At 42.8% G+C, this 25,587-nt stretch carries 21 protein-coding genes; 16 read left to right on the top strand and 5 right to left on the bottom strand.

Features of this window, described 5'->3' with window-relative positions:
- Positions 1-54 precede the first annotated feature (54 nt).
- Together CRO04_RS02445 and CRO04_RS02440 are read right to left on the bottom strand one after the other, a co-directional pair.
- Positions 55-1,251, bottom strand: coding sequence for a dicarboxylate/amino acid:cation symporter (locus CRO04_RS02445; RefSeq protein WP_097002632.1), 1,197 nt, complete (start codon positions 1,249-1,251; stop codon positions 55-57).
- A 2-nt stretch (positions 1,252-1,253) separates the two neighbouring features.
- Positions 1,254-2,528: a serine dehydratase subunit alpha family protein gene (locus CRO04_RS02440; RefSeq protein WP_097002631.1), complete on the bottom strand. Its 1,275-nt coding sequence runs from the start codon at positions 2,526-2,528 to the stop codon at positions 1,254-1,256.
- Positions 2,529-2,678: 150 nt separating this feature from the next.
- Here CRO04_RS02440 and CRO04_RS02435 point away from each other — a divergent pair, with 150 nt between their 5' ends.
- The 3 genes from CRO04_RS02435 to CRO04_RS02425 all read left to right on the top strand — a co-directional run bounded on the left by CRO04_RS02435 (position 2,679) and on the right by CRO04_RS02425 (position 5,951).
- Positions 2,679-3,566, top strand: a complete 888-nt coding sequence (locus CRO04_RS02435; RefSeq protein ID WP_097002630.1) for a LysR family transcriptional regulator — start codon at positions 2,679-2,681, stop codon at positions 3,564-3,566.
- A gap of 65 nt (positions 3,567-3,631) precedes the next feature.
- Positions 3,632-4,618, top strand: coding sequence for a Gfo/Idh/MocA family protein (locus tag CRO04_RS02430; RefSeq protein WP_097002629.1), 987 nt, complete (start codon positions 3,632-3,634; stop codon positions 4,616-4,618).
- Positions 4,619-4,628: 10 nt separating this feature from the next.
- Entirely contained in the window at positions 4,629-5,951 is a 1,323-nt protein-coding gene (locus tag CRO04_RS02425) for an MATE family efflux transporter (protein ID WP_097002628.1), read from the top strand.
- Between the two features lie 24 nt (positions 5,952-5,975).
- Here CRO04_RS02425 and CRO04_RS02420 read toward each other — a convergent pair whose 3' ends face one another.
- Positions 5,976-6,671: a FadR/GntR family transcriptional regulator gene (locus CRO04_RS02420; RefSeq protein ID WP_097002627.1), complete on the bottom strand. Its 696-nt coding sequence runs from the start codon at positions 6,669-6,671 to the stop codon at positions 5,976-5,978.
- Positions 6,672-6,928: 257 nt separating this feature from the next.
- Between CRO04_RS02420 and CRO04_RS02415 the strand changes: the two genes are divergently transcribed.
- Both CRO04_RS02415 and CRO04_RS02410 read left to right on the top strand, forming a co-directional pair.
- Complete coding sequence (locus CRO04_RS02415) at positions 6,929-8,125, top strand: mandelate racemase/muconate lactonizing enzyme family protein (protein ID WP_097002626.1); 1,197 nt, start codon at positions 6,929-6,931, stop codon at positions 8,123-8,125.
- Between the two features lie 10 nt (positions 8,126-8,135).
- A complete protein-coding gene (locus CRO04_RS02410; RefSeq protein WP_097002625.1) occupies positions 8,136-9,467 on the top strand; it encodes an APC family permease in 1,332 nt (443 codons plus the stop codon).
- A gap of 77 nt (positions 9,468-9,544) precedes the next feature.
- Here CRO04_RS02410 and CRO04_RS27000 read toward each other — a convergent pair whose 3' ends face one another.
- Positions 9,545-10,093, bottom strand: coding sequence for a glucan-binding protein (locus CRO04_RS27000; protein ID WP_141400931.1), 549 nt, complete (start codon positions 10,091-10,093; stop codon positions 9,545-9,547).
- Positions 10,094-10,306: 213 nt separating this feature from the next.
- Here CRO04_RS27000 and clpB point away from each other — a divergent pair, with 213 nt between their 5' ends.
- Complete coding sequence (gene clpB, locus CRO04_RS02400) at positions 10,307-12,895, top strand: ATP-dependent chaperone ClpB (RefSeq protein ID WP_097002624.1); 2,589 nt, start codon at positions 10,307-10,309, stop codon at positions 12,893-12,895.
- Positions 12,896-12,939: 44 nt separating this feature from the next.
- Here clpB and CRO04_RS02395 read toward each other — a convergent pair whose 3' ends face one another.
- A complete protein-coding gene (locus CRO04_RS02395) occupies positions 12,940-13,947 on the bottom strand; it encodes an asparaginase (protein WP_097002623.1) in 1,008 nt (335 codons plus the stop codon).
- Positions 13,948-14,073: 126 nt separating this feature from the next.
- Here CRO04_RS02395 and CRO04_RS02390 point away from each other — a divergent pair, with 126 nt between their 5' ends.
- From CRO04_RS02390 to CRO04_RS02345, 10 genes are all read left to right on the top strand, one after another.
- Positions 14,074-14,253, top strand: a complete 180-nt coding sequence (locus CRO04_RS02390; protein ID WP_097002622.1) for a DUF4250 domain-containing protein — start codon at positions 14,074-14,076, stop codon at positions 14,251-14,253.
- Positions 14,254-14,447: 194 nt separating this feature from the next.
- Positions 14,448-15,959 carry a cardiolipin synthase gene (gene cls, locus CRO04_RS02385; RefSeq protein WP_097002621.1) on the top strand — a complete coding sequence of 504 codons (1,512 nt, stop codon included), beginning with the start codon at positions 14,448-14,450 and terminating at the stop codon, positions 15,957-15,959.
- Positions 15,960-16,003: 44 nt separating this feature from the next.
- Entirely contained in the window at positions 16,004-16,474 is a 471-nt protein-coding gene (locus CRO04_RS02380; protein WP_097002620.1) for a putative ABC transporter permease, read from the top strand.
- Positions 16,475-16,528: 54 nt separating this feature from the next.
- Complete coding sequence (locus CRO04_RS02375) at positions 16,529-17,278, top strand: lysophospholipid acyltransferase family protein (protein WP_097002619.1); 750 nt, start codon at positions 16,529-16,531, stop codon at positions 17,276-17,278.
- Between the two features lie 34 nt (positions 17,279-17,312).
- Positions 17,313-18,449, top strand: coding sequence for a prephenate dehydratase (pheA, locus tag CRO04_RS02370; protein ID WP_097002618.1), 1,137 nt, complete (start codon positions 17,313-17,315; stop codon positions 18,447-18,449).
- Between the two features lie 60 nt (positions 18,450-18,509).
- Positions 18,510-19,799, top strand: a complete 1,290-nt coding sequence (locus CRO04_RS02365; protein WP_097002617.1) for an ATP-binding protein — start codon at positions 18,510-18,512, stop codon at positions 19,797-19,799.
- A gap of 96 nt (positions 19,800-19,895) precedes the next feature.
- A complete protein-coding gene (locus tag CRO04_RS02360) occupies positions 19,896-21,464 on the top strand; it encodes an exopolyphosphatase (RefSeq protein ID WP_097002616.1) in 1,569 nt (522 codons plus the stop codon).
- Entirely contained in the window at positions 21,464-23,605 is a 2,142-nt protein-coding gene (locus tag CRO04_RS02355) for an RNA degradosome polyphosphate kinase (protein ID WP_097002615.1), read from the top strand. The genes CRO04_RS02360 and CRO04_RS02355 overlap by 1 nt, the downstream gene beginning before the upstream one ends.
- Before the next feature lie 146 nt (positions 23,606-23,751).
- A complete protein-coding gene (locus CRO04_RS02350) occupies positions 23,752-24,459 on the top strand; it encodes a response regulator transcription factor (RefSeq protein ID WP_097002614.1) in 708 nt (235 codons plus the stop codon).
- Positions 24,449-25,585: a sensor histidine kinase gene (locus CRO04_RS02345; RefSeq protein ID WP_097002613.1), complete on the top strand. Its 1,137-nt coding sequence runs from the start codon at positions 24,449-24,451 to the stop codon at positions 25,583-25,585. The genes CRO04_RS02350 and CRO04_RS02345 overlap by 11 nt, the downstream gene beginning before the upstream one ends.
- The last annotated feature ends 2 nt before the right edge of the window (positions 25,586-25,587 follow it).

Below are 25,587 nucleotides of genomic sequence, written 5' to 3'. Positions count from 1 at the left end.
AAACGAGCGTCCTGACAGGAAGTATGAGACTTCTGCCGGGGCGCTCGTTTCATATTATGAGATTCCTGATTCTATCTTGTGATTCTTAATTCCGTGCTTTTCTGCATATCCGGTAAGAATCAGAGTCAGGGCTCCGTCTCCGGTTACGTTGCATGCGGTTCCAAAACTGTCCTGAAGAGCAAAAATTGTCAGCATGAGAGCAGTTCCCATCTCATCAAAACCCAAAACACCGGTGATCAGTCCAAGAGATGCCATAACGGTACCTCCGGGAACACCAGGTGCACCAATTGCAAATATACCAAGCAGGGCACAGAATAAAAGCATTGATCCAAGAGAAGGAGTGGAGCCGTAAAGAATCATGGATACGGTCATAACAAAGAAAACCTCAGTGAGAACAGAACCGCATAAGTGAATGTTGGCAAATAGCGGAATACCAAAATCCACCATATCCTCTCTTAACGTGGGCTGTGATTTTTTTGCGCATTTTAAAGCCACGGCAAGGGTTGCTGCTGATGACATGGTACCTACGGCTGTAATATAGGCTGGTCCGTAATTGCGCACAACATCAAAGGGATTCTTTCTGGAATAGAGACCCCCAATTACATACAATAGTGTCAGCCAGATATAGTGGCCGGCCATTACGATCAGTACCACCTGAAGGAAGACAGGAAGCTGTTTGGTAATGGTTCCTTCGTAGGACAGTGCGCAGAACGTAAATGCGATAAAGACAGGGAGGATGGGTATGACGATCTTGGTCACAATAGAAAGAACGATCTCCTGGAACTCCTCCAGTACCTGGGTGATAACTCCGGCTTTTGTCCAGGTTGCAGCAAGACCCAGCAAGAGTGAAAATACAAGAGCGCTCATAACCGGCATGATTTGTGGAATATCCAGCTGGAATACAATTCCCGGAAGTTCCTTTAATCCATCGGTACTGGTGGAAATGGACAGATGAGGGATCATGATATACCCGGCAGTCATGGAAAACAGGGCTGCGCCTATGGAAGAAAGATAGGCGGCAGATACAGCGATTCCCAGCATTTTAGAAGCATTGTTTCCCAAACGTGTAATGGATGGGGCAATAAACCCGATAATGATGAGTGGGACACAGAATATAATGACCTGATTGAGTATATATTTAACAGTTACCACAAAATTCATGAAATGTTCACCGGCGATCTGGCCGATTAAAATCCCCAAAATAACCCCCAGAAGTAATTTAAAAGGTAAACTACTTACTAATTTTTTCATACCTATTCTCCTATCATGATTTTAATGATTTCTTCGTTGGTTTCCTTCATTCCCTTTTTTCCCAATCTTCCAACGTTTTTCAGCGTAGCCTCTACGCCTTTTGTGACAATGCCGTCTCCATCCAGAAACTGCTGTCCCTGGCTGTACATGCTGTATCCAAAGATTCCCGCCTCGATGGAGGATGCGATCTTTGCTGCACAGGAAGCCTTAGCCCCATCGCATACAATTCCGGAAACAATGGCCAGTGCATTAACAACTGTATGTATGACCTCCTCATAGCCGCCCCCGCACAGATAGGCGATTCCGGCTCCGGCTCCGGCCCCTGCATTAACCGCTCCGCAGTAAGCGGACAATCTTCCTATCGGAGTTTTCTGATGAATGGAAGTTAAGTTGGATAAAGCAAGCGCACGGTACATGGTATCTTTGCTGACGCCCAATTCCTTTGCATAGACAATGACCGGTACAGAAACGGTGATTCCCTGATTTCCGCTTCCGGAGTTAATAATAACAGGAAGTTCACATCCATTCATGCGGGCGTCGGAACCTGCCGCAGCCATAGCCTTTGCTTTCAGGGCTAAATCGCTCCCGGCACTCTTTAGGAGAATCTTACCGATATTGGCGCCGTAGTCATTCACAAGTCCTTCCTCGGCAATGGCCCAGTTGTACTTAATCTGGCGGTCCAGCGTTTCTTTGATGTCTGCAGTGTCAACCGTATTAATAAAATCCCAGATATCTTCCATATTGAGTAAGCTCCGGTCAGTGAGGGACTCTTCCTCTCCAACCGCATCCAGTTGTTTTAAGATTTCCCCGTCTTTCTCAATCAGGACAATATTAGTATGATAATTGGCAATACGGACTTTGCATATGGAGGGTCCTTTGTGCAGCGTGATAAGAATATCAAAGGTAATTCCATTATCAATATGCACAACCCCAATTTCAGTCTCCTCCATAAATTTTTTCATCTCAAGGATCTGAACCGGTGTAACAGAAGAGATTACTTCCAGTTCTTTCTCCGGATCTCCGGCTACAATTCCTGCAGCCACAGCTGCTGGTATGCCCTTTAAATGTCCGGTATTGGGTACAATTACGGATTTCACATTCTTTATAATACTTCCGCTGGCACCTACAATTACCTTATCAGGCATACCTCCAAGAGTTTTTTTTGCAACCGCGGCAGCGTAAGCCAAAGCAATCGGTTCCGTACAGCCCATGGCCGGAACTAATTCTTCCTTCAATATCTGCACGTAGGCGCGGTATTTACAATTTGCCTTTTCCATACTTCATTAAGTCCTTTCTGATCGTATCCTGAACTACTTACCCTTTGACTTGATTTCTGAGTGTCTTTAATGTACCATAAATACAACCGGATGTAAAATTTAATGTTTTTATGAATACATTTAAAAATTTTAAATAGTGAAAGGAAGATTATGGAACTGCGTGAAATACGAACATTCTTAGCAGTGGCTGATTTAAAGAGTTTCTGCAGGGCGGCAGAGAAACTGAAATACTCCCAGGCTGCAGTGACCGTTCAGATTAAGCAGCTGGAAAAAGAATTAAACGTACATTTATTTGACCGCATCGGGAAACAGACAACCCTGACGCACGAGGGAAAGATGTTCTACCAGTATGCGTCAGAAGTGATGCGGAATCTGACATGCGCCCGTAATGTTTTAAGCCAGTCGTCAGAACTGACGGGCAGTCTGGTGATCGGTACGATTGAATCCATCTGTTCCACGCTGTTCCCTCCGCTGATCAGGGAGTATCACCACCGGTATCCCGGGGTAAATATCAATATTATTGTGGATTCACCGGGCACTCTGTTAAACAGGATGAACAGCAACCAGATCGATATGGTATATTTTCTGGACCGCAGGCTGTACGATACCAAATGGATCAAAATACTGGAAAAACCGGAAGATATCATATTTGCCGCGTCTAAGGAACATAACTTTGCAAAGGAAACAGGGCTTAGCATAGACCAGGTTATTACCCAGCCGCTGATACTGACGGAAAAGGATGCCAGTTACCGGTTTATTCTGGAGCAGTATCTGGCCTCAGACGACAAAAAGCTTCATCCCTTTCTGGAAATTGGAAATACGGAATTTATTATAAAGCTACTTAAGCAGAATGAAGGAATCTCATTTCTTCCTGAGTTTACCATAAGAAAAGAGATGGAGCTTGGGAATCTGACCGCACTTTCCATGAAGGAATTTTATTTACGAACATGGAGACAGATTGTATACCATAAGGATAAATGGCTCAGCAGGGAAATGAAAGCATTTATGGAGCTTGTTTTAGAGATGGAGGAGCAATGATATTGTACGGGCAGAAAGCATGTGTTATACTAAGAGAACAACAATAATCAGCTGGAGGATAAATTATGGAAGTTTTAAAAATAGGAATTATGGGGACCGGAAGAATCGCTACATTACTGGCTGAGACCATGATTCAGATGCCGGAAGTCTGTTTGTATGGAGCTGCTTCACGAAGCATTAAAAAGGCAGAAGAATTTGCAGCACGTTTTTCAATAAAAAAAGCTTATGGCTCTTATGAAGAACTGGCGGCTGATACTGAGATTCAGCTGATTTATATAGCAACACCCCATTCGGAACACTGCAGCAATGCAAGACTGTGCCTGGAACATGGGAAGCATGTTTTATGTGAGAAATCCTTTGCAGCAAATTACTCCCAGGCAAAAGAGATGATTGATCTGGCAGAAGAGAAAAAACTGATGATTACGGAAGCCATGTGGGTGCGTTATATGCCTATGGCTGAGACATTAAAAGACATTCTTAATTCCGGAATAATTGGAGAACCTATGACACTTACTGCCAATCTCGCCTATCTGGTCGCAGATAAGCCCCGGATTGTTATGCCGGAGCTTGCAGGGGGAGCGCTCTTAGATGTGGGCGTTTATACCCTTAATTTTGCATCTCTTGTCTTCGGTGATAAGGTAACAGATATCACATCCAGCGTGGTAAAGACTGATACAGGAGTGGATGCCCAAAACAGCATTACGCTTCTTTACCCTGGTGGAAAAATGGCTGTACTCAATAGCTCGGTTCAGGTACTTTCTGACCGACAGGGTAGCATATACGGAACAAAAGGATTTCTGGTTGTGGAAAACATTAATAATTTTGAATCAATTTGTGTATACGATAAGAATCGGAATCTGGTGGGAACCTATGAAAGACCACAGCAGATAACCGGATATGAATATCAGGTTCTGGCCAGCAAAGCGGCCATAGAGCAGGGTCTGACAGAGTGCCCGCAGATGCCTCACAAGACGACTCTTCATGTTATGAAGGTCATGGACGAGCTCAGAAGACAATGGGGGATACGTTATCCCTTTGAAAAGGACGAATGAGGATACTGGAATGTTTAATAGAAAAGATTTGATCCGGCTGCTGGCTCCCTTAATCGTGGAGCAGATCCTGGCAGTTTTGGTGGGTATGGCAGATGTGATCATGGTTGCTGCGGTTGGCGAGGCGGCTGTATCCGGTGTATCTCTGGTGGATTCCATCAGCATACTGATTCTTCAGATCCTGGCTGCCCTGGCTACCGGCGGTGCTGTTATTTCCGCTCAGTATCTGGGCAAAAAACAGTCCGAGAACGCATGCAAGGCAGCTGGCCAGCTGATCGGTGTGACTACCGTATTATCACTGGCAGTGTCTGTCATTGCATTGGTTGGTAACAGGCTTTTACTTGCGTCCATATTTGGCAATGTTGAATCAAAGGTAATGAATGATGCAGTGATATATTTTCGGATCACGGCACTGTCCTATCCCTTTATGGCAGTTTATAATTCCTGTGCGGCGTTGTTCCGCTCCATGGGCAACTCAAAGGTATCCATGGTGGTATCCATAGTAATGAATACGATTAACATCGTTGGCAATGCGATCTGTGTATTCGGTCTGCATATGGGGGTAACCGGTGTTGCTATCCCGACACTTACAAGCCGTATTGTAGCCGCAGTTATGATGTTTTATCTGATTCAAAGTCCTGATAATACAGTGAGAATAAAACATCTTGAAGAGTTAAAACCTGATTTTCATATGATAAAAAATATTCTGTCTGTAGGGATTCCCAATGGATTGGAAAACGGTATGTTTCAGTTTGGAAAGATCGCACTGCAAAGTCTGGTTTCGTCACTGGGAACTGCTGCGATAGCCAGCTATGCAGTAGCTTCTAATCTTGTAACTTTGCTTTATCTTCCAGGAAATGCGATTGGCCTGGGACTGATTACCATAGTGGGTCAGTGCGTTGGGGCTGGTGAAAGAAAGCAGGCAAAGCATTATACCAGGCGTTTAGTTATGGTCAACTATGCTATTCTGCTGATCCTGTGTGCTGCCATGATATTATTTTCCGGACAGCTTGTATCCATATACCGGCTTTCCAAAGAAGCGTCCAGAATATCCGTAGAGATGATAAAGGCACACAGTTATGCGATGATCGTGTGGCCTTTGGCCTTTACCGTTCCATATTCCCTGCGTGCTTCCATGGATGCTAAATTTACGATGGCTGTTTCTGTATTCTCCATGTGGCTCTTTCGAATCGCATCAGCCTATTTTTTTGTTCAGGTCATGAAGCTGGGAGTCATGGGAGTCTGGTATGGAATGTTTATTGACTGGTTTTTCCGCGCAGCTGTATTTGCACTTAGGTTTCAAGGAATTGAAAAAAGGGCAGTGTCCGTTAGTTAAACGGCACTGTCCTTTTAAATTTTGTTAATCCATATGAGTATTTATATCTATCATGTTTGTAAAAAGTTGATGACAGAGTGTAAAATCTTTTTCTTTTATAGCCTGGTACATTTTTACGTGATCATCAATCAAGATAGAGGAAGAATATTTTTTATATATGTTGCTTGAAAAAAGCCCAATCTGTTTATAAATCAGACTTCCAATCAGTTCATACATCATTGGGAAATATTTATTTTTTGAACATCTGCAAATCTGAAGATGAAATTCAAAATCATAGGAAGCACCTTTTGCATAATCTTTACGTTTAAATGCATCAACCAGATTGTCACATATAAGTTTTAATTGTTCGATATCATCTGGCTCAGCTTTTTTAATCGCAAGTGACAGACTTTCCAATTCTAAAGCTCGACGAATTTCCACAATTTCTGATATATTCTGTTCATCCATAATAAAATCTGCATAGTTTGCAATATATTCAGCGGTACTAAATTGCTTTACATAACTACCATCTCCAACGCGGATATCAATAAGTCCCATTGCGCGCAACCGTTCTACAGCAGCTTTGATAGAAGGGCGGCTTACTCCCAGCATTTTTGTAAGTTCATTCTCTGATGGGATTTTTTCCCCTACTTTAAACTTACCTTGTATAATATAGTCTTTTAACAGGTCAAAAACCTGATCTGATACACTTTTTCTTGCTATTTTTGGCAATTTTTCCATTTAATTTATACTCCATATCTTATTGACTGATTAAAGTATATCGGCATTAAATACGATTGTCAAGAAAAGCATAGTCATTCTTCTTCTATAAGTTTTCGTTAAAGTGCTAGAAAAATATAAAGTTAATTAGTGCATTTTTAACAGAATTTCAATGGGCTTCAATGTACTTATTGACAAACATAAAACCTAGCTGTAACATGTAAGTTGTCATACAACTTACATTTATACATAAAACATATGTAAAGGAGAAAGAAATTATGAAAATTACCAGTATGGATGTTATGGCCCTGGAAAAGGACAATGGGTGTGGTGGATCACGTCCAGTCATCTGTCGAATTAACACAGATGAAGGATTCTACGGTTTAGGCGAGGCAGCAGTTGCGATTGGAACGGGAGCAAGAGGTGCATATGAGCTGTTAAAAGATTTTGGCCCATTGATTATTGGTATGGATCCACTGGCTAACGAGGTGATTTGGGAAAAACTTTTTAAATTATCTTTCTGGGGGCAGGGAAATGGAGCTATCATGATGGCTGCAATCAGCGCGATCGATACAGCACTCTGGGATATTAAAGGAAAAGTTGCAAATCTTCCATTGTACCAGTTACTTGGAGGAAAGCAGCGCAGCAAATTAAGAACTTATGCAAGCCAGCTCCAGTTTGGCTGGGGGGTTGATAAGTTTAATCCTGCACAGACACCAGGTGGAGATGCTTCACGCTACTGTGAGGCAGCAGTAAAGGCTGTAGAAGAGGGATATGAGGCAATCAAGATCAATTTCCTTCGTTTTGACCGGCAGGGAAAAATTCTTACTCATTTAGATACAACTGGTCATTTAAGCAGAGAGACTATGAGACTGGCAGAGGAGAGATTATCTGCAGTTCGTAAAACTGTTGGACCAGATATTGATATTATGATTGAAAACCATGCAATGACTGACGCTAACACTGCCATTCAGTTTGCTAAGATGGCTGAGCAGTATGATGTTATGTTTCTGGAAGAAGGATGTACACCATTAAATCCTGGAGTTATGAAGAAGATTTCTGAGAATACAAGCATTCCATTAACTACTGGTGAGAGAACATATACAAGATGGGGATTCCTGCCATTCCTTGAAAACGGATGCCTATCTATGATTCAGCCAGATATCGGAAACTGCGGTGGTATTACAGAGTGTAAGAAGATAGCTGATATGGCTCATATTTTTGATGTAGGTGTTCAGTGTCATGTATGTTCAAGCCCAATCAGTGTTGCAATTGCTCTTCATCTGGAGGCAGCTATTCCGAACTTTATTATTCATGAGCATCATATTGCAAATACTACAAGCGGTACAATTCAGCAGTGTGAATACAACTACCAGCCAGTAAAAGGATACTTTGAATTACCTGAATTGCCAGGTATTGGCCAGGAAATTTCTAAGAGAGCAATTGAAACAGCCGAAATCGTGACAATTAAATAAGGAGAAAAATATGGAAAATACATCTGGTAAAGGAACTCTTGGCTTTCGAGAATTATTGTCATTAGCAGTAGGACAGGTAATTGGTGCCGGTGTTGTAACATTAGTAGGACAGGCAATCGGTGTAACTGGCCGATCTATATGGCTTGCCTATGTATTTGCTGTTGTTCTTGGTTTATGCATTATATTTCCGTATATTATGTTAAGCAGTATGATTCGTGTAAATGGTGGAAACTATACATTTGTTGCAACAATTCTTGGAGAACGATGGGGCGGAATGTATGGAATGGCCTTTACTTTGAACAGTTTTGCCTGCGGTATGTTTGGACTGGGCCTTGGAACTTATTTAAATGCCTTAATCCCAAGTGTTAATATCAAACTAACTGCAGTTATTGCAATCACATTATTCTGGATTGCGAATATGTTAGGGGTAAAATTCATGGCAAAAATTCAGAATGTTATGTCTGTCTGTCTTTTAGTTGGTCTGGCTGTGTTCATTGTAGTTGGCCTTTTTAACTTACGTCCAGGTACATTTGATTTTTCATCACCGGAATTTTTTACAGGTGGTGCCAGCGGATTTTTTAATGGTACTTTATTATTAGTTTTCTCCTGTACAGGTCAGTCATTTATTGTTGCTTTTAGTAAGGAAGCAAAAAACCCACGCCGTGATGTTCCTTTTGCAATTACTGCAGCCAGTGGAGTTATTCTTGTTGTATACGCATTGATTGCAATAGTTGCTTCTGGCGTTCTTCCAATCGATCAGGTGGCTGGAAAACCACTGACACTTGCAGCTGGTCAGATTCTTTCCCGTCCATTATATTATGCATTTATTATTGGTGGACCAATCATGGCACTTGCTACAACTCTGAATTCATCCTTTACTGTTTTTTCCCGTCCATTCCATCAGATGGCAAGAGATGGATGGTTCTCGAAAAAGATGGCAGTAACAAACAACTTAGGAGCTCCTTATATATTACTTACAGTTATTTATATTATTTCGGTTGTTCCGGTACTGTTAAACTTCAGTATCAGTACAATTACAAGCAATTCAATTCTCATCAGCCGTATTTCAGATGTTGTTGCAATTGTTGCTGTACTTTGTCTTCCCAAACGTATTCCTGATGCCTGGGAAAACAGATATTTTAAGATTTCAAAACCTGCATTCTATGCAATAATGACATTCTGCCTTTGTGTGACTTTATTTGTAATCGGATTATCACTGCGTAATCTGACACCAACTTTGGTGATTGTTACGGTTGTATTAATTACTTTATTCTTTATTTATTCAACATTCAGGCAGAAGTCTGGGAAAGTACAGATGGAAAAGAGCTACGAGCTTCAGTAATAATCTGACAAGTAAAATTGTGATAGGTGATTTAAGAAGGAAATAGAGTAGGGAAATAATTCTTGTCAATTATTTCCCTACTCTATTTCTTCATTCATCTTACCGTCTGCATTCACATAAGAGCCTTCAATCACCCGGCTGACTGCCATCTGTCCTACAATACCATCCGGACCCGGGTTAAAATAATACCAGTTTGCGTCAATCTTATGCCAACCGGTTACCATGATGCCTATCTGGTTGGTATAAAAGGTGCTATTATAATGAGAGTCACGAATCCAGCCGGTTACCATGGCACCCTGTGTACTTCCCTCTTCAGGATTAAAGTAATACCAATGGTTATTTAAATAATGCCAGCCGGTAGCCATATATCCATTATCCATAAAATAATAGGAATTACCCTGATATTCAATCCATTGTCCAGCTGGATATTTTGAATTCCACTGATTGAAGAAACGCCAGCCAGTTTCATCCTTCACCCAGTTCCCGGAGATATAAATCGATTCATCTTTTGTATGGGCATAGCTTACCAGAATATGCGTGCCAAATGCAGCAAACCAGACGGATAAAAGCATGGCGGCAGCAAGGTGAATGGCATTGGCACGAAAAAAACGGGGTCTGTCAGACATATTCTCCTCCTTCCGGTTTATCCAGGATTGTATGAGTCGATTATAAGCGAAGGCCTGGAAAAAAACAATGAGGGAAAGGAAACCGTAAGATATTATTTATAAATCTGAGCTTTTTTAGTAAAAGGATCTTGACATGGCTGCTTGCGTTTGTTATATTACATATAGAACAAACAATGCAATACTTGCAATAAGCCGGATAAGGAGGAAATTGCCGTGAACATTAATAAATTTACTCAAAAGTCCATGGAAGCTGTTCAGAATTGTGAAAAGCTTGCGTATGAGTATGGAAATCAGCAGATTGAACAGGAGCACTTGCTTTACAGCCTTCTCACTTTAGAAGACAGCCTGATTTCTAAATTGGTTACCAAGATGAATATTCAAAAGGAGCAGTTTCTTAATGAAGCTGCCGGAGCAATCCAGAAGCTTCCGAAAGTCAGCGGAGGTCAGCTCTACGTCAGTAATGATTTAAATAAAGTTTTAATCAGTGCCGAGAATGAGGCAAAGGGAATGGGAGATCAGTATGTTTCCGTAGAGCATTTATTTCTGGCCATGTTAAAACAGCCCTCAAAAGCATTAAAAGAGATGTTTCGCAGTTATGGAATTACCAGAGAGAACTTTTTAACAGCATTATCCACGGTGCGGGGGAACCAGCGGGTGGTAAGCGACAATCCGGAAGCTACCTACGATACCCTGACAAAGTACGGGTACGATATGGTAGAAAGGGCCAGAGAGCAGAAGCTTGATCCCGTAATCGGAAGAGACAGTGAAATACGAAATGTAATCCGGATTCTTTCCAGAAAGACAAAGAACAATCCGGTTTTAATCGGAGAGCCTGGTGTTGGAAAGACAGCGGTTGTCGAGGGGCTTGCCCAGAGAATTGTCAGAGGAGATGTGCCTGATGGCTTAAAGGATAAGAAGCTGTTTGCGCTTGATATGGGCGCTTTACTGGCTGGCGCAAAGTACCGGGGAGAATTTGAAGAGCGGCTGAAGGCTGTTCTTGATGAAGTGAAAAAAAGCGACGGACAGATTGTCCTTTTTATTGACGAGCTTCATACCATTGTGGGAGCGGGGAAAACGGAAGGCTCCATGGATGCAGGAAATATGTTAAAACCCATGCTTGCCAGAGGAGAACTTCACTGTATTGGTGCAACCACTCTGGATGAATACCGCCAGTATATTGAAAAAGATCAGGCTCTGGAGCGGAGATTCCAGCCTGTTATGGTGGAGGAACCTACCGTAGAGGATACCATTTCCATCTTAAGAGGTTTAAAGGAGCGGTATGAGGTTTACCATGGGGTGAAGATCACTGACTCTGCCCTGGTATCTGCGGCGACTCTCTCCGACCGTTATATCAGTGAACGTTTTCTTCCTGATAAAGCCATTGACTTAGTCGATGAGGCCTGTGCCATGATAAAGACAGAGCTGGATTCCATGCCATCTGAGCTTGACGAGCTGTCAAGGCGGATTATGCAGATGGAGATCGAAGAGGCGGCATTAAAGAAGGAGACAGACCGGTTAAGCCAGGACCGTCTGGCGGAACTGCAGAAAGAACTGGCAGAGCTTCATGATGAATTTGCATCTCAGAAGGCGCAGTGGGAGAATGAAAAAGCGTCGGTAGAACGTCTTTCGTCGTTAAGAGAAGAGATTGAAAGCTTAAACAGGGAAATCCAGACTGCCCAGCAGAAATATGATTTAAACCGTGCGGCAGAACTTCAGTATGGAAGGCTGCCCCAGCTTCAGAAGGAGCTTGCCAAAGAAGAGGAGAGGGTGAAAAATCAGGATTTAAGTCTGGTGCGTGAAAGTGTTACAGAAGATGAGATTGCAAGGATTGTATCCAAATGGACAGGAATACCGGTTGCCCGGCTGACAGAGAGTGAGAGAAATAAAACCCTTCATCTGGACCAGGAGCTTCATAAGAGAGTCATTGGACAGGAAGAAGCCGTTTTAAAGGTGACTGAAGCAATCATCAGATCAAAGGCAGGAATCAAGGATCCAACAAAGCCAATCGGTTCCTTTCTTTTTCTGGGTCCGACAGGAGTGGGAAAAACAGAGCTTGCAAAGGCACTTGCAGAAAGCCTGTTTGATGATGAGAATAACATAGTCCGAATTGATATGAGTGAATATATGGAAAAGCACTCGGTATCAAGACTGATCGGAGCTCCGCCAGGATATGTGGGATACGATGAGGGCGGCCAGCTTACGGAAGCAGTACGCAGAAAGCCATATTCTGTGGTGCTGTTTGATGAGGTTGAGAAAGCCCATCCTGATGTGTTTAATGTACTTTTGCAGGTTCTTGATGATGGCCGGATCACCGATTCCACCGGTAAGACTGTTGACTTTAAAAATACCATTATTATTATGACTTCCAATATTGGATCCCAGTATCTTCTGACCGGTATTGACGACGAAGGAAATATAAGAAAAGAGGCAGAAGATATGGTTATGGGAGATTTAAGATCCCATTTCAGACCTGAATTTTTAAACCGTCTTGATGAAATTATTCTGTTTAAGCCATTGGATAAGAGTAACATTTCCGGTATTGTTGGTCTGCTTATGAAGGACTTAAATCAGAGACTTCAGGACCGTGAGATCAGGATTGAACTCACAGACCAGGCCCGTGAGTTTGTAGTGGAACAGGGATTTGATCCGGTGTATGGTGCCAGACCGTTAAAGCGTTATCTTCAAAAGCATGTTGAGACACTTGCAGCAAGGGTAATCCTGGGAGATGAGATACATGCAGGCAGTGAGATTGTAATTGATGTTTCAGAAGATGGGGGAAAATTGATAGCCTATCTGGAGTAGGATTGGGAAAGGGAGCCGCGGCTCCCTTTTCTGTATGTATAATATTATGATACGGTCCAGAGAATATCCCTGTTAACCGTATGATAAAAATAATCCCGTATTTCTTTTTGGTCTGTTGTCTGTCCCAGAATCCACATAAGTTTGGTTACGGTGGCTTCCAGGGTCATATCGTATGCTTCTAACAGTCCGAATTCTTTCTTTATTGAATGCCCCACTTCATAAACAGACATATTGCTGCCTTCATTCGTCACCTGAGTGGTCATAACGACCGTTTTTCCAAGAGAGATCCATTTCTCAATTGCCTTGTAAAAATCACCGGTATCATAGGATGGAAGTCCTCCAACACCAAAGGATTCAATAATAACGGCATCGTAATGCTCTGCCATATAATCCAGAACGTCAGCCCCCATGGAAGGAATCAGCTTTAACAGTGTAACGTTAATATTAAGTTTATGGAAAAATACAGGGCCGCCGGAGCGGTGTTTTTTGTCATCCAGATAGAAGATTACATAACCATCCTGTATTGTGGCTATGTAGGGAAAATTAATGCTGGAAAATGCGTTGTAGCTTTTGGTCCGCATTTTTTTTCCTCTTGTTCCTGAGATTACTTTTCCGTCAAAAACAATGTTCACATCGTGGGCCTTGTCATCGCTTGCAAAACGGAGACTGTCCGATAAATTGGTTCTTGCATCGGTATTTTCCATGTCAATTGGTTTCTGGGCACCGGTAATAACGATAGGCTTTGGAGAATTCTGTACCAGATAAGAAAGGGCGGCGGCTGTGTAAGCCATGGTATCGGTACCGTGGCAGATAACAAAACCGTCATAGTTATCGTAATGATCTTCGATTGCTTTTGCAATCTCCAGCCAGTGCTTCGGCTGCATATTGGTGCTGTCTATACTGAATATCTGCAGGCTGTCCACGTGGCAGTAATCTGTAGCATCGGGAACATAGGAGAGGAGTTCATTGGAAGTCAGAAGGGGCTTCAGTCCCGAATCTCCTCTTTTGCATGCGATGGTACCACCGGTTCCAAGCATCATTATTTTTTTCATGAATAATACCTCCTGATGAATTATGAACCGATTGTAGCATTTCTTTTTCCATTCGTACAGAGGATTTCTTGAAAATCAATGAAAACTGTGATAAAATGAGGGACAAACAGATAGAGGAGAAAAAATATGGCTAATATACCAAAAGATCCGGTTATGCTGCTCAGTTATATCAATACGCAGCTGAGAGATTTTTACCCATCTTTAGATGAACTTTGTCTGACTCTGGGATTAGAGGAAGAAAAGATCATCGGGTCTCTGGCATCTATTGACTATCGATATGACAAAATAAAAAATCAGTTTTTGTAATTGGATTGGATATAGAAGGGTCGTCGCAGCTGCGGGGACCTTTTTTGGAAAAATAATTTTGTGACTATTTGCAGGAATCGAACCATAAAATAATTAGAATGAACGGGCTTAAAAAAGGAAAACTGTATCATGTGCAAGCTTGTTAGAATCCTGCCCGAAAGAAACAGGGCAGAAGGAGAAGGGAGGGAATTGTCATGGGATCTTTCTGGCATCAGACCGTAGCGGTCTGGAATTGGATGATGGAGCATTTAATCTATATAAATCTGATACTTTCTGTTATCATAGTTTTCTTTCAGAGAAGGGATCCTAAGGCAGTCTGGACCTGGCTTTTAGCCTTGTATTTTATACCGGTATTTGGTTTCCTCTTTTATCTTGTACTGGGGCAGGATATGAGGAAAGGGAAGATGTTCCGGGTTAAGGAAGTGGAGGACCGTATGCGTTTTTCAGCCAGGAACCAGGAAGAGTTTTTGAAAAGCCACGATATTGGTCTTAATACTTCTCTGGAAAGGGATTACTCTGATCTTGTCGTCTACAATTTAGAAACATCCGGTTCTGTTTTAACGGTTGATAATTCCGTGGAAATTTTCACCGATGGAGAGAAAAAGTTTCAGGATCTAAGGGAAGAACTGTCAAAGGCAGACCGGTTTATTCATTTTCAATATTATATTATTAAGGATGATGAGGTGTTTGATTCCATTATTCCCATATTAACAGAACGGGCAAAAGCAGGCGTGGAAGTCCGGATTCTTTGTGACGGCATGGGCGGACGGTTCATGCACAAATCAAAATGGGAGATATTAAAGGCAAGCGGTGTCAAAGTCGGAATCTTCTTTCCACCGGTATTGGGCAGGCTGCATCTTCGTATTAACTATAGAAACCACCGCAAAATTGTTGTCATTGATAACCGCGTTGGGTATGTGGGCGGTTTTAATATAGGAAGAGAGTATATTTCAAAAGATCCCAAATTCGGCTACTGGAGGGATACCCATCTAAAGCTTCAGGGCGGCTCTGTATTAAGTCTCCAGATTCGTTTTGCCCTGGACTGGAATTATGCAGTGGGAGAAAATTTATTTAAAAATATGACGTATTTTTGTGAAGATGAGGACGGGGCCTGTCTGGACTGTCTTGGGGTGGTGGACTTAAACCAGACGGTACGAAAGCTGGGCATTCAGATTATCGCCAGCGGTCCAGATGCCAGAAGCAGACAGATCCGGGATAATTATATCCGGCTGTTTTCAAAGGCAAAGCATCATATTTATATCCAGACCCCTTATTTTGTGCCTGATGATGCGGTGTTGTCGGCTCTTAAGGTTGCTGCCAGATCCGGAGTGGATGTCAGACTCATGATTCCCTGTAAGCCGGACCACCCCTTTGTCTACTGGGCTACCTATTCATACGTGGGAGATCTTCTTTCCGAAGGCGCCAGGTGCTACACCTATGATAACGGATTCCTCCATTCAAAAGGGGTTATGACAGACGGCAGGGTCAGCTCCTATGGAACTGCCAATATGGACATCCGCAGTTTTGAGCTGAATTTTGAAGTCAATGCAGTGATCTATGATGAGGAGACTACCAGGAAATTAGAAGAGCTGTTTCTGGAGGATTTAAAGGTCTGCCAGGAGATCACACCGGAACGATATGAAGCAAGAAGCATCTTTATAAGGGTAAAGGAACAGGGCAGCCGGCTTCTTTCTCCCCTTTTATAGAATTCTCTTACAGCAAAACATAATATCTCCACAACCGGCACATAATGAACCTTATGAAGATACTATCACAATTAAACTTAAAACAATTACCCCTGGATTTTTGTAAATGCGGGGTTGCAGGCTGGTGCCTGGAGGTTATTTTTACCTCAACAGAATCAATTTTACGCCATGACTGGCGGCTGATGGGGCAGACTTCTCTTCTCATGTTTCCTATTTATGGCTGCGGAGCATTGCTTGCGCCCATCGGAGCATTGATTGACCGTTGGGTTACGCCGGGAGCCGGTATAACAGCAGCGAGAACAGATATTGCTATCCGTCACGGATTTCTCTATATGGTGCTGATCTTTGTGGCGGAGTATTTATCCGGATCCCTTTTGCGGGGCAGGGGAATGTGCCCGTGGGATTATACAGGCAGAAGCACCAATATCGACGGATTGATCCGCCTTGATTTTGCACCTCTTTGGTTTGCTACGGGATTATTGTTCGAACAAATTACAAAAAAGAAAGGCAGGTAGTATTGTAATTAAAGTGACCATTCTATATAATAGATGGAATGGAGGACTAGACTAATGATTCGATTTATTCTTGTAGCAGCAACAGTTATTATCTATCTGATCTTAAGTATTCCGGTCCTGATAGTACAATTTCTGACCGGTAATAAGAACCGCCGTCTGCGTGATGAACAAAGCATTTCTAAAGTCCGTTGGATTTTTAGAATCATCCTGTTTTTGGCAGGTGTAAAAATTACGGTAAAAGGTAAGGAAAAGCTGCCAAAGGACCAGGCAGTCTTATACGTTGGAAATCACAGAAGCTATTTTGATATTCTTGTAGGATATACGACGGTTCCTGGTCTGGTTGGTTTTGTGGCCAAAAAAGAGATGGAACGTATCCCTCTTCTCTCTACCTGGATGAAATATGTCAATTGTTTATTTCTGGACAGAAAGAATTTAAAGGAAGGGTTAAAAACCATTCTTCAGGGGATTGAGCAGGTAAAGAATGGAATATCTGTCTGGATATTTCCGGAAGGAACAAGAAATAAACAGGAAGATATCCTGGAGCTTCTTCCATTTAAGGAAGGCAGCTTAAAAATAGCGGAAAAGAGTGGTTGCCCGGTGGTTCCCGTTGCCATGACCGGCACTGCGGAGATTTTTGAGAAGCACTTTCCGTTTATACGTCCTTCCCGGGTAACGATTGAATTTGGAGATCCCTTCTTCATAAAGGAGTTAGAACCGGAACTTAAAAAGTTTCCGGGGGCCTATGTAAAAAATCACATAGAAGATATGCTAAAAACGGAACGTTCCCTGCAGGGAAATCGGTAAAGAAGACAAACAGATAAGACGAAGGAATGGACATATGAAAAAATTAGACTTGCTGGAGATCCGGACGCAGCTTGACGGAATTGACCGTGAAATCGTAGAGCTGTTCGAAAAAAGAATGAGACTGAGCGGTGAGGTAGCTGAATTTAAGATCGAAACCGGCAAACCGGTTTATGATAAGGAAAGAGAGATGCAAAAGATTGATTCCGTCACCGGTATGGTGGATGGCGGTTTCATGAAACAGGCAGTCAGCGATCTGTTTACCCAGATGATGACAATCAGCCGCCACTATCAGTATAAGCTGATGGCGGAACATGGACTGAAGGGAGAGGAAAACTTCCAGCCGGTGAAAACCATTCCGTCCGAAGATGTACGGGTGGTTTATCAGGGAGTAGAAGGTGCATACAGCCATGCGGCCGCTCTCCAGTATTTTGGCTGTGATGCCAGCGTCTATCATGTAGAAACCTTTGAGGATGCCATGAAAGAAGTGGAGTCCGGCCGTGCCGATTATGCAGTGCTTCCCATTGAGAATTCCTCTGCCGGAGCGGTGATTGACAACTATGACCTGTTGATGAAGTACAGCAATTATATTGTTGCTGAGACGTTTCTTACTGTAAATCATGCATTGTTAGGGTTACAGGATTCCAGACAGGAGGATATCCGTACAGTATTTTCCCATCCCCAGGCTCTGATGCAGTGTTCGGAATTTTTAAATACCAACAGAGACTGGAAACAGATCAGTGTAGAGAATACTGCTGTGGCCGCCAAAAAGGTCATTGAAGAAGGCGATCCCTCTCAGGCCGCAGTTGCCAGTGAGATAGCTGCCAGACTCTATGGGCTGAAAATCCTTGAATCATCCATTAACCACAACAAGCTTAATACCACGCGGTTTATTATTCTGTCAAACCAGAGGATATACCGTGAGGATGCACAAAAAGTCAGTATCAGCTTTGAACTGCCTCATAAGAGCGGTACTCTTTACAATATACTGAGCAATATGATCTATAACGGAATCAGCATGATTATGATTGAGTCAAGACCCATTCCGGGAAGAAACTGGGAATACCGCTTCTTTGTGGACATGGAAGGGAATTTAAGCGATCCCCCGATTCAGAATGCGTTAAAAGGGATATCAGAAGAGGGACGTAACATGAAAGTCCTGGGAAATTACTGATGTTTATTATGAGGTTCGGTCTGGAGACAGGCCGGACTTCAATTTACACATGGAGGTATTATGATATTGAAAGAACTGATTTTATACCGAGGTTTAAAATACCAGAAGCTTTTTGACCAGATGTTAAGCCAGCTGGCGCCCCAAGCAGAGCATATGAAAGAAACAATGCCGGAATCCTTCGCCTGTGCCGGTCAGCTTATCGAGCTGGCGGCTTCCTATGGCTTTGAGGGGAATCTCTGGCATTGTTTTTTAGCATTATGTCTGGCAGACCACGAGAACGCTTACAGTACTTCCTGCGAAATAACCGGTCCGGTAAAGGGTACTTTAAATGAAGTTGCAGCCCATGATTTTCAGGTTATGAAAGAGCTGTTTGATCAGGACATCCGCAAGCTGGATCGAGGGGAAGAGGAAGGAATCTGGGCGGCACTTTCTGATTACCATTCCAATGACGGAAACAGTAAAATCTATAACAGGCGAATCAGGGATCAGATTGTGACGCTTGCAGTGAAACTGAAGGAATCACCGGATGTACGGACCTTTGGCGATATAATCACTGAATTTTACAGGAATTTCGGCGTAGGGAAATTTGGATTAAACAAGGCATTTCGTGTGGAAGAGACAGACAAGGACCCGGAGATCATTCCGATTACCAGTATGGATCACATCTATTTGTCGGATCTTGTGGGATACGAACGGCAGAAGGAGAAGTTGATTGAGAACACAGAAGCTTTCTTAAATGGCAGGGCTGCCAACAACGTTTTGCTGTTCGGAGACAGCGGAACCGGAAAATCATCCAGCATTAAAGCAATTTTAAATGAATATTATGACAAAGGACTCCGCATCATTGAAGTATATAAGCATCAGTTTCATACACTTTCAAAGATTCAGGAGCAGATCAAAGACAGAAATTATAAATTTATCATCTATATGGATGATTTATCTTTTGAAGATACAGAGCTTGAATATAAATATTTGAAGGCAATTATAGAAGGAGGACTTGCAAAGAAGCCAGTCAATGTCTTAATCTATGCAACCTCAAACCGCCGTCACTTAATCCGTGAGAAGTTCAGCGACAAGAGACAACTGGATGATGAATTACATAATAATGATACCGTCCAGGAGAAGCTCTCTTTAGTTGCCCGCTTTGGTGTAACTATTTACTATGGAGCCCCGGAACCGGCAGAATTCAAAGAAATTGTCCGGCAGCTGGCAGAACGCAGTCAAATATCCATGCCGCTGGAAGAACTTTACGAGAAGGCGAATATCTGGGAACTGAAACACGGCGGACTGTCCGGCAGAACAGCAAATCAGTTTATCACCTATCTTTTGGGAAAACAGGAAAACAGTTAATTTTTCGCAGATTTTACCGATATTTGACACAAATGGTAAAAAATTAAGATAGAATAATAGAAAACTGTCCCGAAGAGGGCAGAGAGGAGGACAAGTATGGCAGTCCGTTTATTTGCCGCTATTGATGTGGGATCTTTTGAACTTGAACTTGGCATCTATGAGATTTCCCCTAAAACAGGAATCCGCAAGATTGATCATGTCCGCCACGTTATCGCCCTTGGAAGGGATACCTATAAGAATGGGAAAATCCGCTATGAGTTAGTAGATGAGATGTGCAAAGTAATCAAAGACTTTGCAGATATTATGCAGTCTTATAAAGTGACAGGTTATCGTGCCTATGCCACAAGTGCACTTCGGGAAGCAAAAAACAGCCAGATTGTACTGGATCAGATCAGGGTAAGAACCGGCATTGAGGTGCAGATTATCAGTAACTCCGAGCAGCGTTTTATCAGTTATAAGGCGATTGCCTCTAAAGATGCGGAGTTCAATAAAATCATACAGAAGGGAACCGCCATTGTAGATGTGGGATTCGGCAGCATGCAGGTTTCTCTATTTGATAAGGATGCTCTCATCTCCACCCAGAATCTGATGCTTGGAGTATTGCGGATTCGTGAGATGATGGGAGATATGCAGGTGAGCACCCAGATGCAGAACACTCTGATTGAAGAGATGGTGGACAATGAGTTAAATACATTCCGAAAGGTTTATTTAAAAGACAGGGTAATTAAGAACCTCATCGGCATTGGAGAAAGCATCCTCTATCTGTCCAGGGGCAGCAATGGCGGAAAGCCGGTAGAATGGATAACTGCAGAAGAATTTATCATTTTCTATGATAAGATTAATCTGATGTCATTAGATCAGATTCAGGACCGGTTTGGTGTCAATGCGGAATATGCAGCACTTCTGGTACCTGCGGCCATTATATTCAAACGTGTTCTGGAGCTTACCGGAGCGGAGATGTTCTGGATTCCAGGTATCCGGTTATGTGACAGCATTGCTGCGGAGTACGCGGAAGAAGCTAAGACAGTAAAATTTAATCACGATTTTTCTGAGGACATTCTCGCTGCCTCAAGGAACATGGCAAAGCGTTATAAATGCCACGGACCCCATACGGATCATATGGAAAAGTATGTTCTTGAGATCTTTGACAGCATGAAAAAGTATCATGGTATGGGAAAACGGGAGCGGCTTATGTTACAGATTGCAGCAATTCTTCATGCCTGCGGCAAATTTATCAGTATGAGGAAGCCCAGTGAATCCGCTTATAACATCATTATGTCAACCGAAATTATTGGATTATCCCATATGGAGCGGGAAATCATTGCCAATGTGGTACGGTACAATGGAGTGGAATTTGATTATAACAGGGTACAGCTCAATGAGGAACTGTTCCGCAATACAAAAGGGGAGCTGTCTCATGAAGACATCACCATCCTGATTGCCAAGCTGACGGCTATTTTAAGACTTTCCAATTCCATGGACCGGAGCCATAAGCAGAAATTGTCAAATAACCGGATGATTGTGAAGGAGGGCAGACTTGTAATTACCACATCCTATGAAGGAGATATGACACTGGAAGCGATATCATTTAATCAGAAGGCTGATTTTTTTGAAGAGATATTTGGTATCAGGCCTGTACTCAGGCAGAAGAGGAGGTTATCCTGATGGCAGACATCAATGAAATATATTACAATCCGGATAATTATGTAAATCGCGAACTGAGCTGGATCGAGTTTGATTACCGGGTTTTAAGTGAGGCAAGAGATAAAAGCCTTCCGCTGTTTGAACGGCTTAAGTTTTTAAGTATTACAGCCTCTAACTTAGACGAATTCTATATGGTACGAGTGGCCTCATTAAAGGATATGGTTCATGCAAAATACACTAAGCCGGATATTGCCGGAATGAAACCGGATGAACAGCTGGAGCGCATCAGTGAACAGACACATGAACTTGTATCCGTGCAGTATTCTACCTATAACCGTTCGCTTCTTCCTGCTCTTAAGCAGAATGGTCTGCGTGTTATTTCCAGACATGAAGATTTAAGCAGGGAGGAAGGTATATTTGCAGATACGTATTTTGTCAGAGATGTTTATCCGGTTCTGACACCCATGGCAGTGGATTCTTCCAGACCGTTTCCTTTAATCCGCAATAAATCTTTAAACATTGCGGCATTGTTAAAAAAGAAAAGCGGTGAAGAGGAGTTTGAGTTTGCCATGGTTCAGGTTCCCAGTGTACTCCCGAGAATTGTGGAGCTTCCAGCCAGTGAATCAGGAGAGCGGTCTTTCATTCTTTTGGAACAGATCATTGAGCGGAACATGGAAAGCCTGTTTTTAAATTACAACGTAATTACCTCCCATCCGTTCAGGGTCATGAGAAATGCGGATCTTACCATTGATGAAGAGGAAGCCGTTGATCTTCTGGAGGAGATTCAGAAGCAGCTGAAAAAGCGCCAGTGGGGAGAGGCCATTCGTCTTGAGGTGGAAGAGAAAATGGATAAACGCCTCCTAAAGATCTTAAAGCGGGAGTTAAGTATCAGTTCCGGCGACATCTTTGAGATCGCAGGGCCTCTGGATCTGACATTCCTTATGAAGATGTATGGGTTAAAGGGGTTTGATCATTTGAAAGAAGTTCCGTACATTCCCCAGCAGGTGCCTGAACTGATGAATGAAGATGATATTTTTGCCAATATCCGCAAGGGAGATATTCTGCTTCACCATCCATACCAGACGTTTGATCCTGTGGTGCAGTTTGTCAAGAGTGCTGCCAAGGATCCTGAGGTTCTTGCAATCAAACAGACGCTTTACCGGGTCAGCGGCAATTCTCCCATTATTGCATCTCTTTTAGAGGCTGCGGATAACCGCAAGCAGGTTTCTGTACTTGTGGAATTAAAAGCACGCTTCGACGAGGAAAATAATATAAACTGGGCAAAAAAACTGGAAAAAGCCGGCTGTCACGTAATCTATGGACTGGTGGGACTGAAAACCCACAGTAAGATTACGCTGGTCGTCCGGCGGGAAGAGGATGGCATACGCCGCTATGTCCATCTGGGTACCGGAAACTACAATGATTCCACTGCAAAGCTGTATACGGATCTTGGACTCATGACCTGCAATCCACAGATCGGGGAAGATGCCACCGCTGTCTTTAACATGCTTTCCGGCTATTCAGAGCCCCTCCACTGGAATAAGCTTGTGGTGGCACCGATCTGGCTGCGGGCCAGATTCTTAAAGATGATCAGACGGGAAACGAGAAATGCTTCAGCCGGTAAGCCGGCCCACATCATAGCCAAGATGAACTCTCTGTGCGATAAAGAGGTGATCGCTGCACTTTATGAAGCTTCCTGCGCAGGCGTGAACATACAGCTGATTGTGAGAGGAATCTGCAGCTTAAAAGCGGGGGTCCCCGGTCTGAGTGAAAATATCACGGTACGTTCCATCGTTGGAAATTTCCTGGAACATGCCAGAATCTTCTATTTTGAGAATGATGGAAGTCCGGAGCTTTATCTTGGAAGTGCTGACTGGATGCCGAGAAATCTGGATAAACGGGTGGAGGTCATGTTTCCTGTAGAAGACGAAAAACTGATGGAGCGGATTTGTCATGTCCTGAAAATACAACTGGAGGACAATGTGAAATCGCATATTCTAAAGCCGGATGGGACATGGGAAAAACCAGATAAGAGAGGAAAGACACTGATTAACAGCCAGGAGCAGTTCTGTGAGGAGGTCATTCATTCCGTCAGGGCAGAGCTTGGCAGACTGGATCCGTCAGGCAGCAGAGTGTTTATTCCGACGGAAAGCCAGGGGTGAGAAAGTGTTCCTGATTTACCGTTTTATAGCTTTTTTGTAAGAAAATAGTAAGGCAAAGATACCTTTCTTGTGGTAAAATGGATGCAGGCTTTTTCTTTTTCAACATGAGATCGCCGCTTACATAACGACAAGGGAGGTATTTTTCAATGTCCGAGACAATAAGCATTCTGGTTGTGGATGACGAGAAAGAGATTGCGGATCTGGTGGAGATTTATCTGGTCAGTGACGGATATAAAGTATACAAGGCAAACAATGCGGAAGAGGGACTGGAGGTTCTTAATAAGAATCAGATTCATCTGGTGCTCCTAGACATTATGATGCCTGGGATGGACGGCCTTTCCATGTGCAAGAAGATACGGGAAACCAACAACATTCCGATTATTATGCTGAGTGCCAAATCAACAGATTTAGATAAGATTTTAGGACTTGGGACAGGAGCAGATGATTATGTGACAAAGCCCTTTAATCCGCTGGAACTGACTGCCAGAGTCAAATCACAGCTGCGCCGTTATACCCAGCTTAATCCCAACAGTGCGGTTAACGAATCGGCAAAGAATGAAATAGGAATCAGAGGACTGACCATTAATAAGGATAATCATAAGGTGACAGTATATGGGGAGGAGATAAAGCTTACTCCCATTGAATTTGACATTCTGTATCTGCTGGCTTCCAATCCGGGAAGAGTGTTCAGTACAGATGAGATATTTGAAAAGGTATGGAACGAAAAGGTTTACGAAGCCAATAACACGGTAATGGTACATATCAGGCGTCTGAGAGGTAAGATGAAGGAAGACACCAGACAGAACAAGATCATCACAACTGTTTGGGGGGTAGGATACAAAATTGAAAAATGATATCAATCACCGTTTTCATACCCGGGTCATTGCCAATATATTTTACAGTGCCATTGTCACGGTTCTGATCGAAATATTTTTGGTGACCAACATATCACTCATTGCTTCCTATGTGAGGAGCACTCAGGACGACAATGCATTCCTTGAGATGCTCACCTCATTTGATGTGATAGTGATACTCATTTACGTTGTGTTTGGAATCGGTATATTCGCAGTTACATTTCTCCTTCTCCAGGAGAAATCCATGCGTTATATCGGAAAAATATCAGATGCCATGCAGAGGATTTCAGAAGGAGATCTAAACATCACGGTAGGCATTGAAGGAGATGATGAATTTTCCGTAATGGCTGCAAGTTTAAATAAGATGGTGGAAGATTTAAGGGATTTGATGGATAAGGAACGGGAGGCAGAGCGTACCAAGAACGAACTGATTACCAACATTGCCCATGACTTACGTACTCCGTTAACTTCCATTATCGGATATCTGGAGCTCCTTTCCAAGGAGGGAGAGATTGACCAGGAAATACAGAAAAAGTACATAGGGATTGCATACGTAAAGACAAAGCGGCTGGAAAAACTGATTGAGGATTTATTTGGATTTACAAAACTAAATTACGGAAAGATTTCCATGAATGTAACAAAGGTGGATGTCATAAAGCTGTTAAGCCAGCTCCTGGAAGAGTTTTATCCCAGTTTTATGGACAAAAACCTCTCTTATGAGCTGCAAAGCAATGTCCCCGTCCAGGTCGTCTCAGCAGATGCCAACCTTCTGGCCCGTCTGTTTGATAATCTCATTAATAATGCAATCAAATATGGAGCAGACGGAAAGCGGATCCTGGTAAAGGTACATGGTAGTGAAGAACTTGTATCTATCCAGGTGGTAAACTACGGTTATGTGATACCGGAAGAAGAGCTTCCTCTGATCTTTAATAAGTTTTACCGTGTGGAGCAGTCCCGTTCCACCAATACAGGAGGAACCGGACTGGGGCTTGCCATTTCCAAAAATATAGTGGATATGCATGGCGGAAGCATTCAGGTTACCAGTGACTTATCAGGAACGGTGTTTACGGTAAAACTGAAAACGGATTTCGATGTGAATAAAGAGAACTTTGGAAAGATAGGGTGACA

It is taken from the genome of Lacrimispora amygdalina, from assembly GCF_900205965.1.
GTDB lineage: Bacteria > Bacillota > Clostridia > Lachnospirales > Lachnospiraceae > Lacrimispora > Lacrimispora amygdalina_A.
The sequence above is the reverse complement of the archived record's forward strand: the minus strand, read 5'-3'. Positions and strand labels throughout refer to the sequence as shown.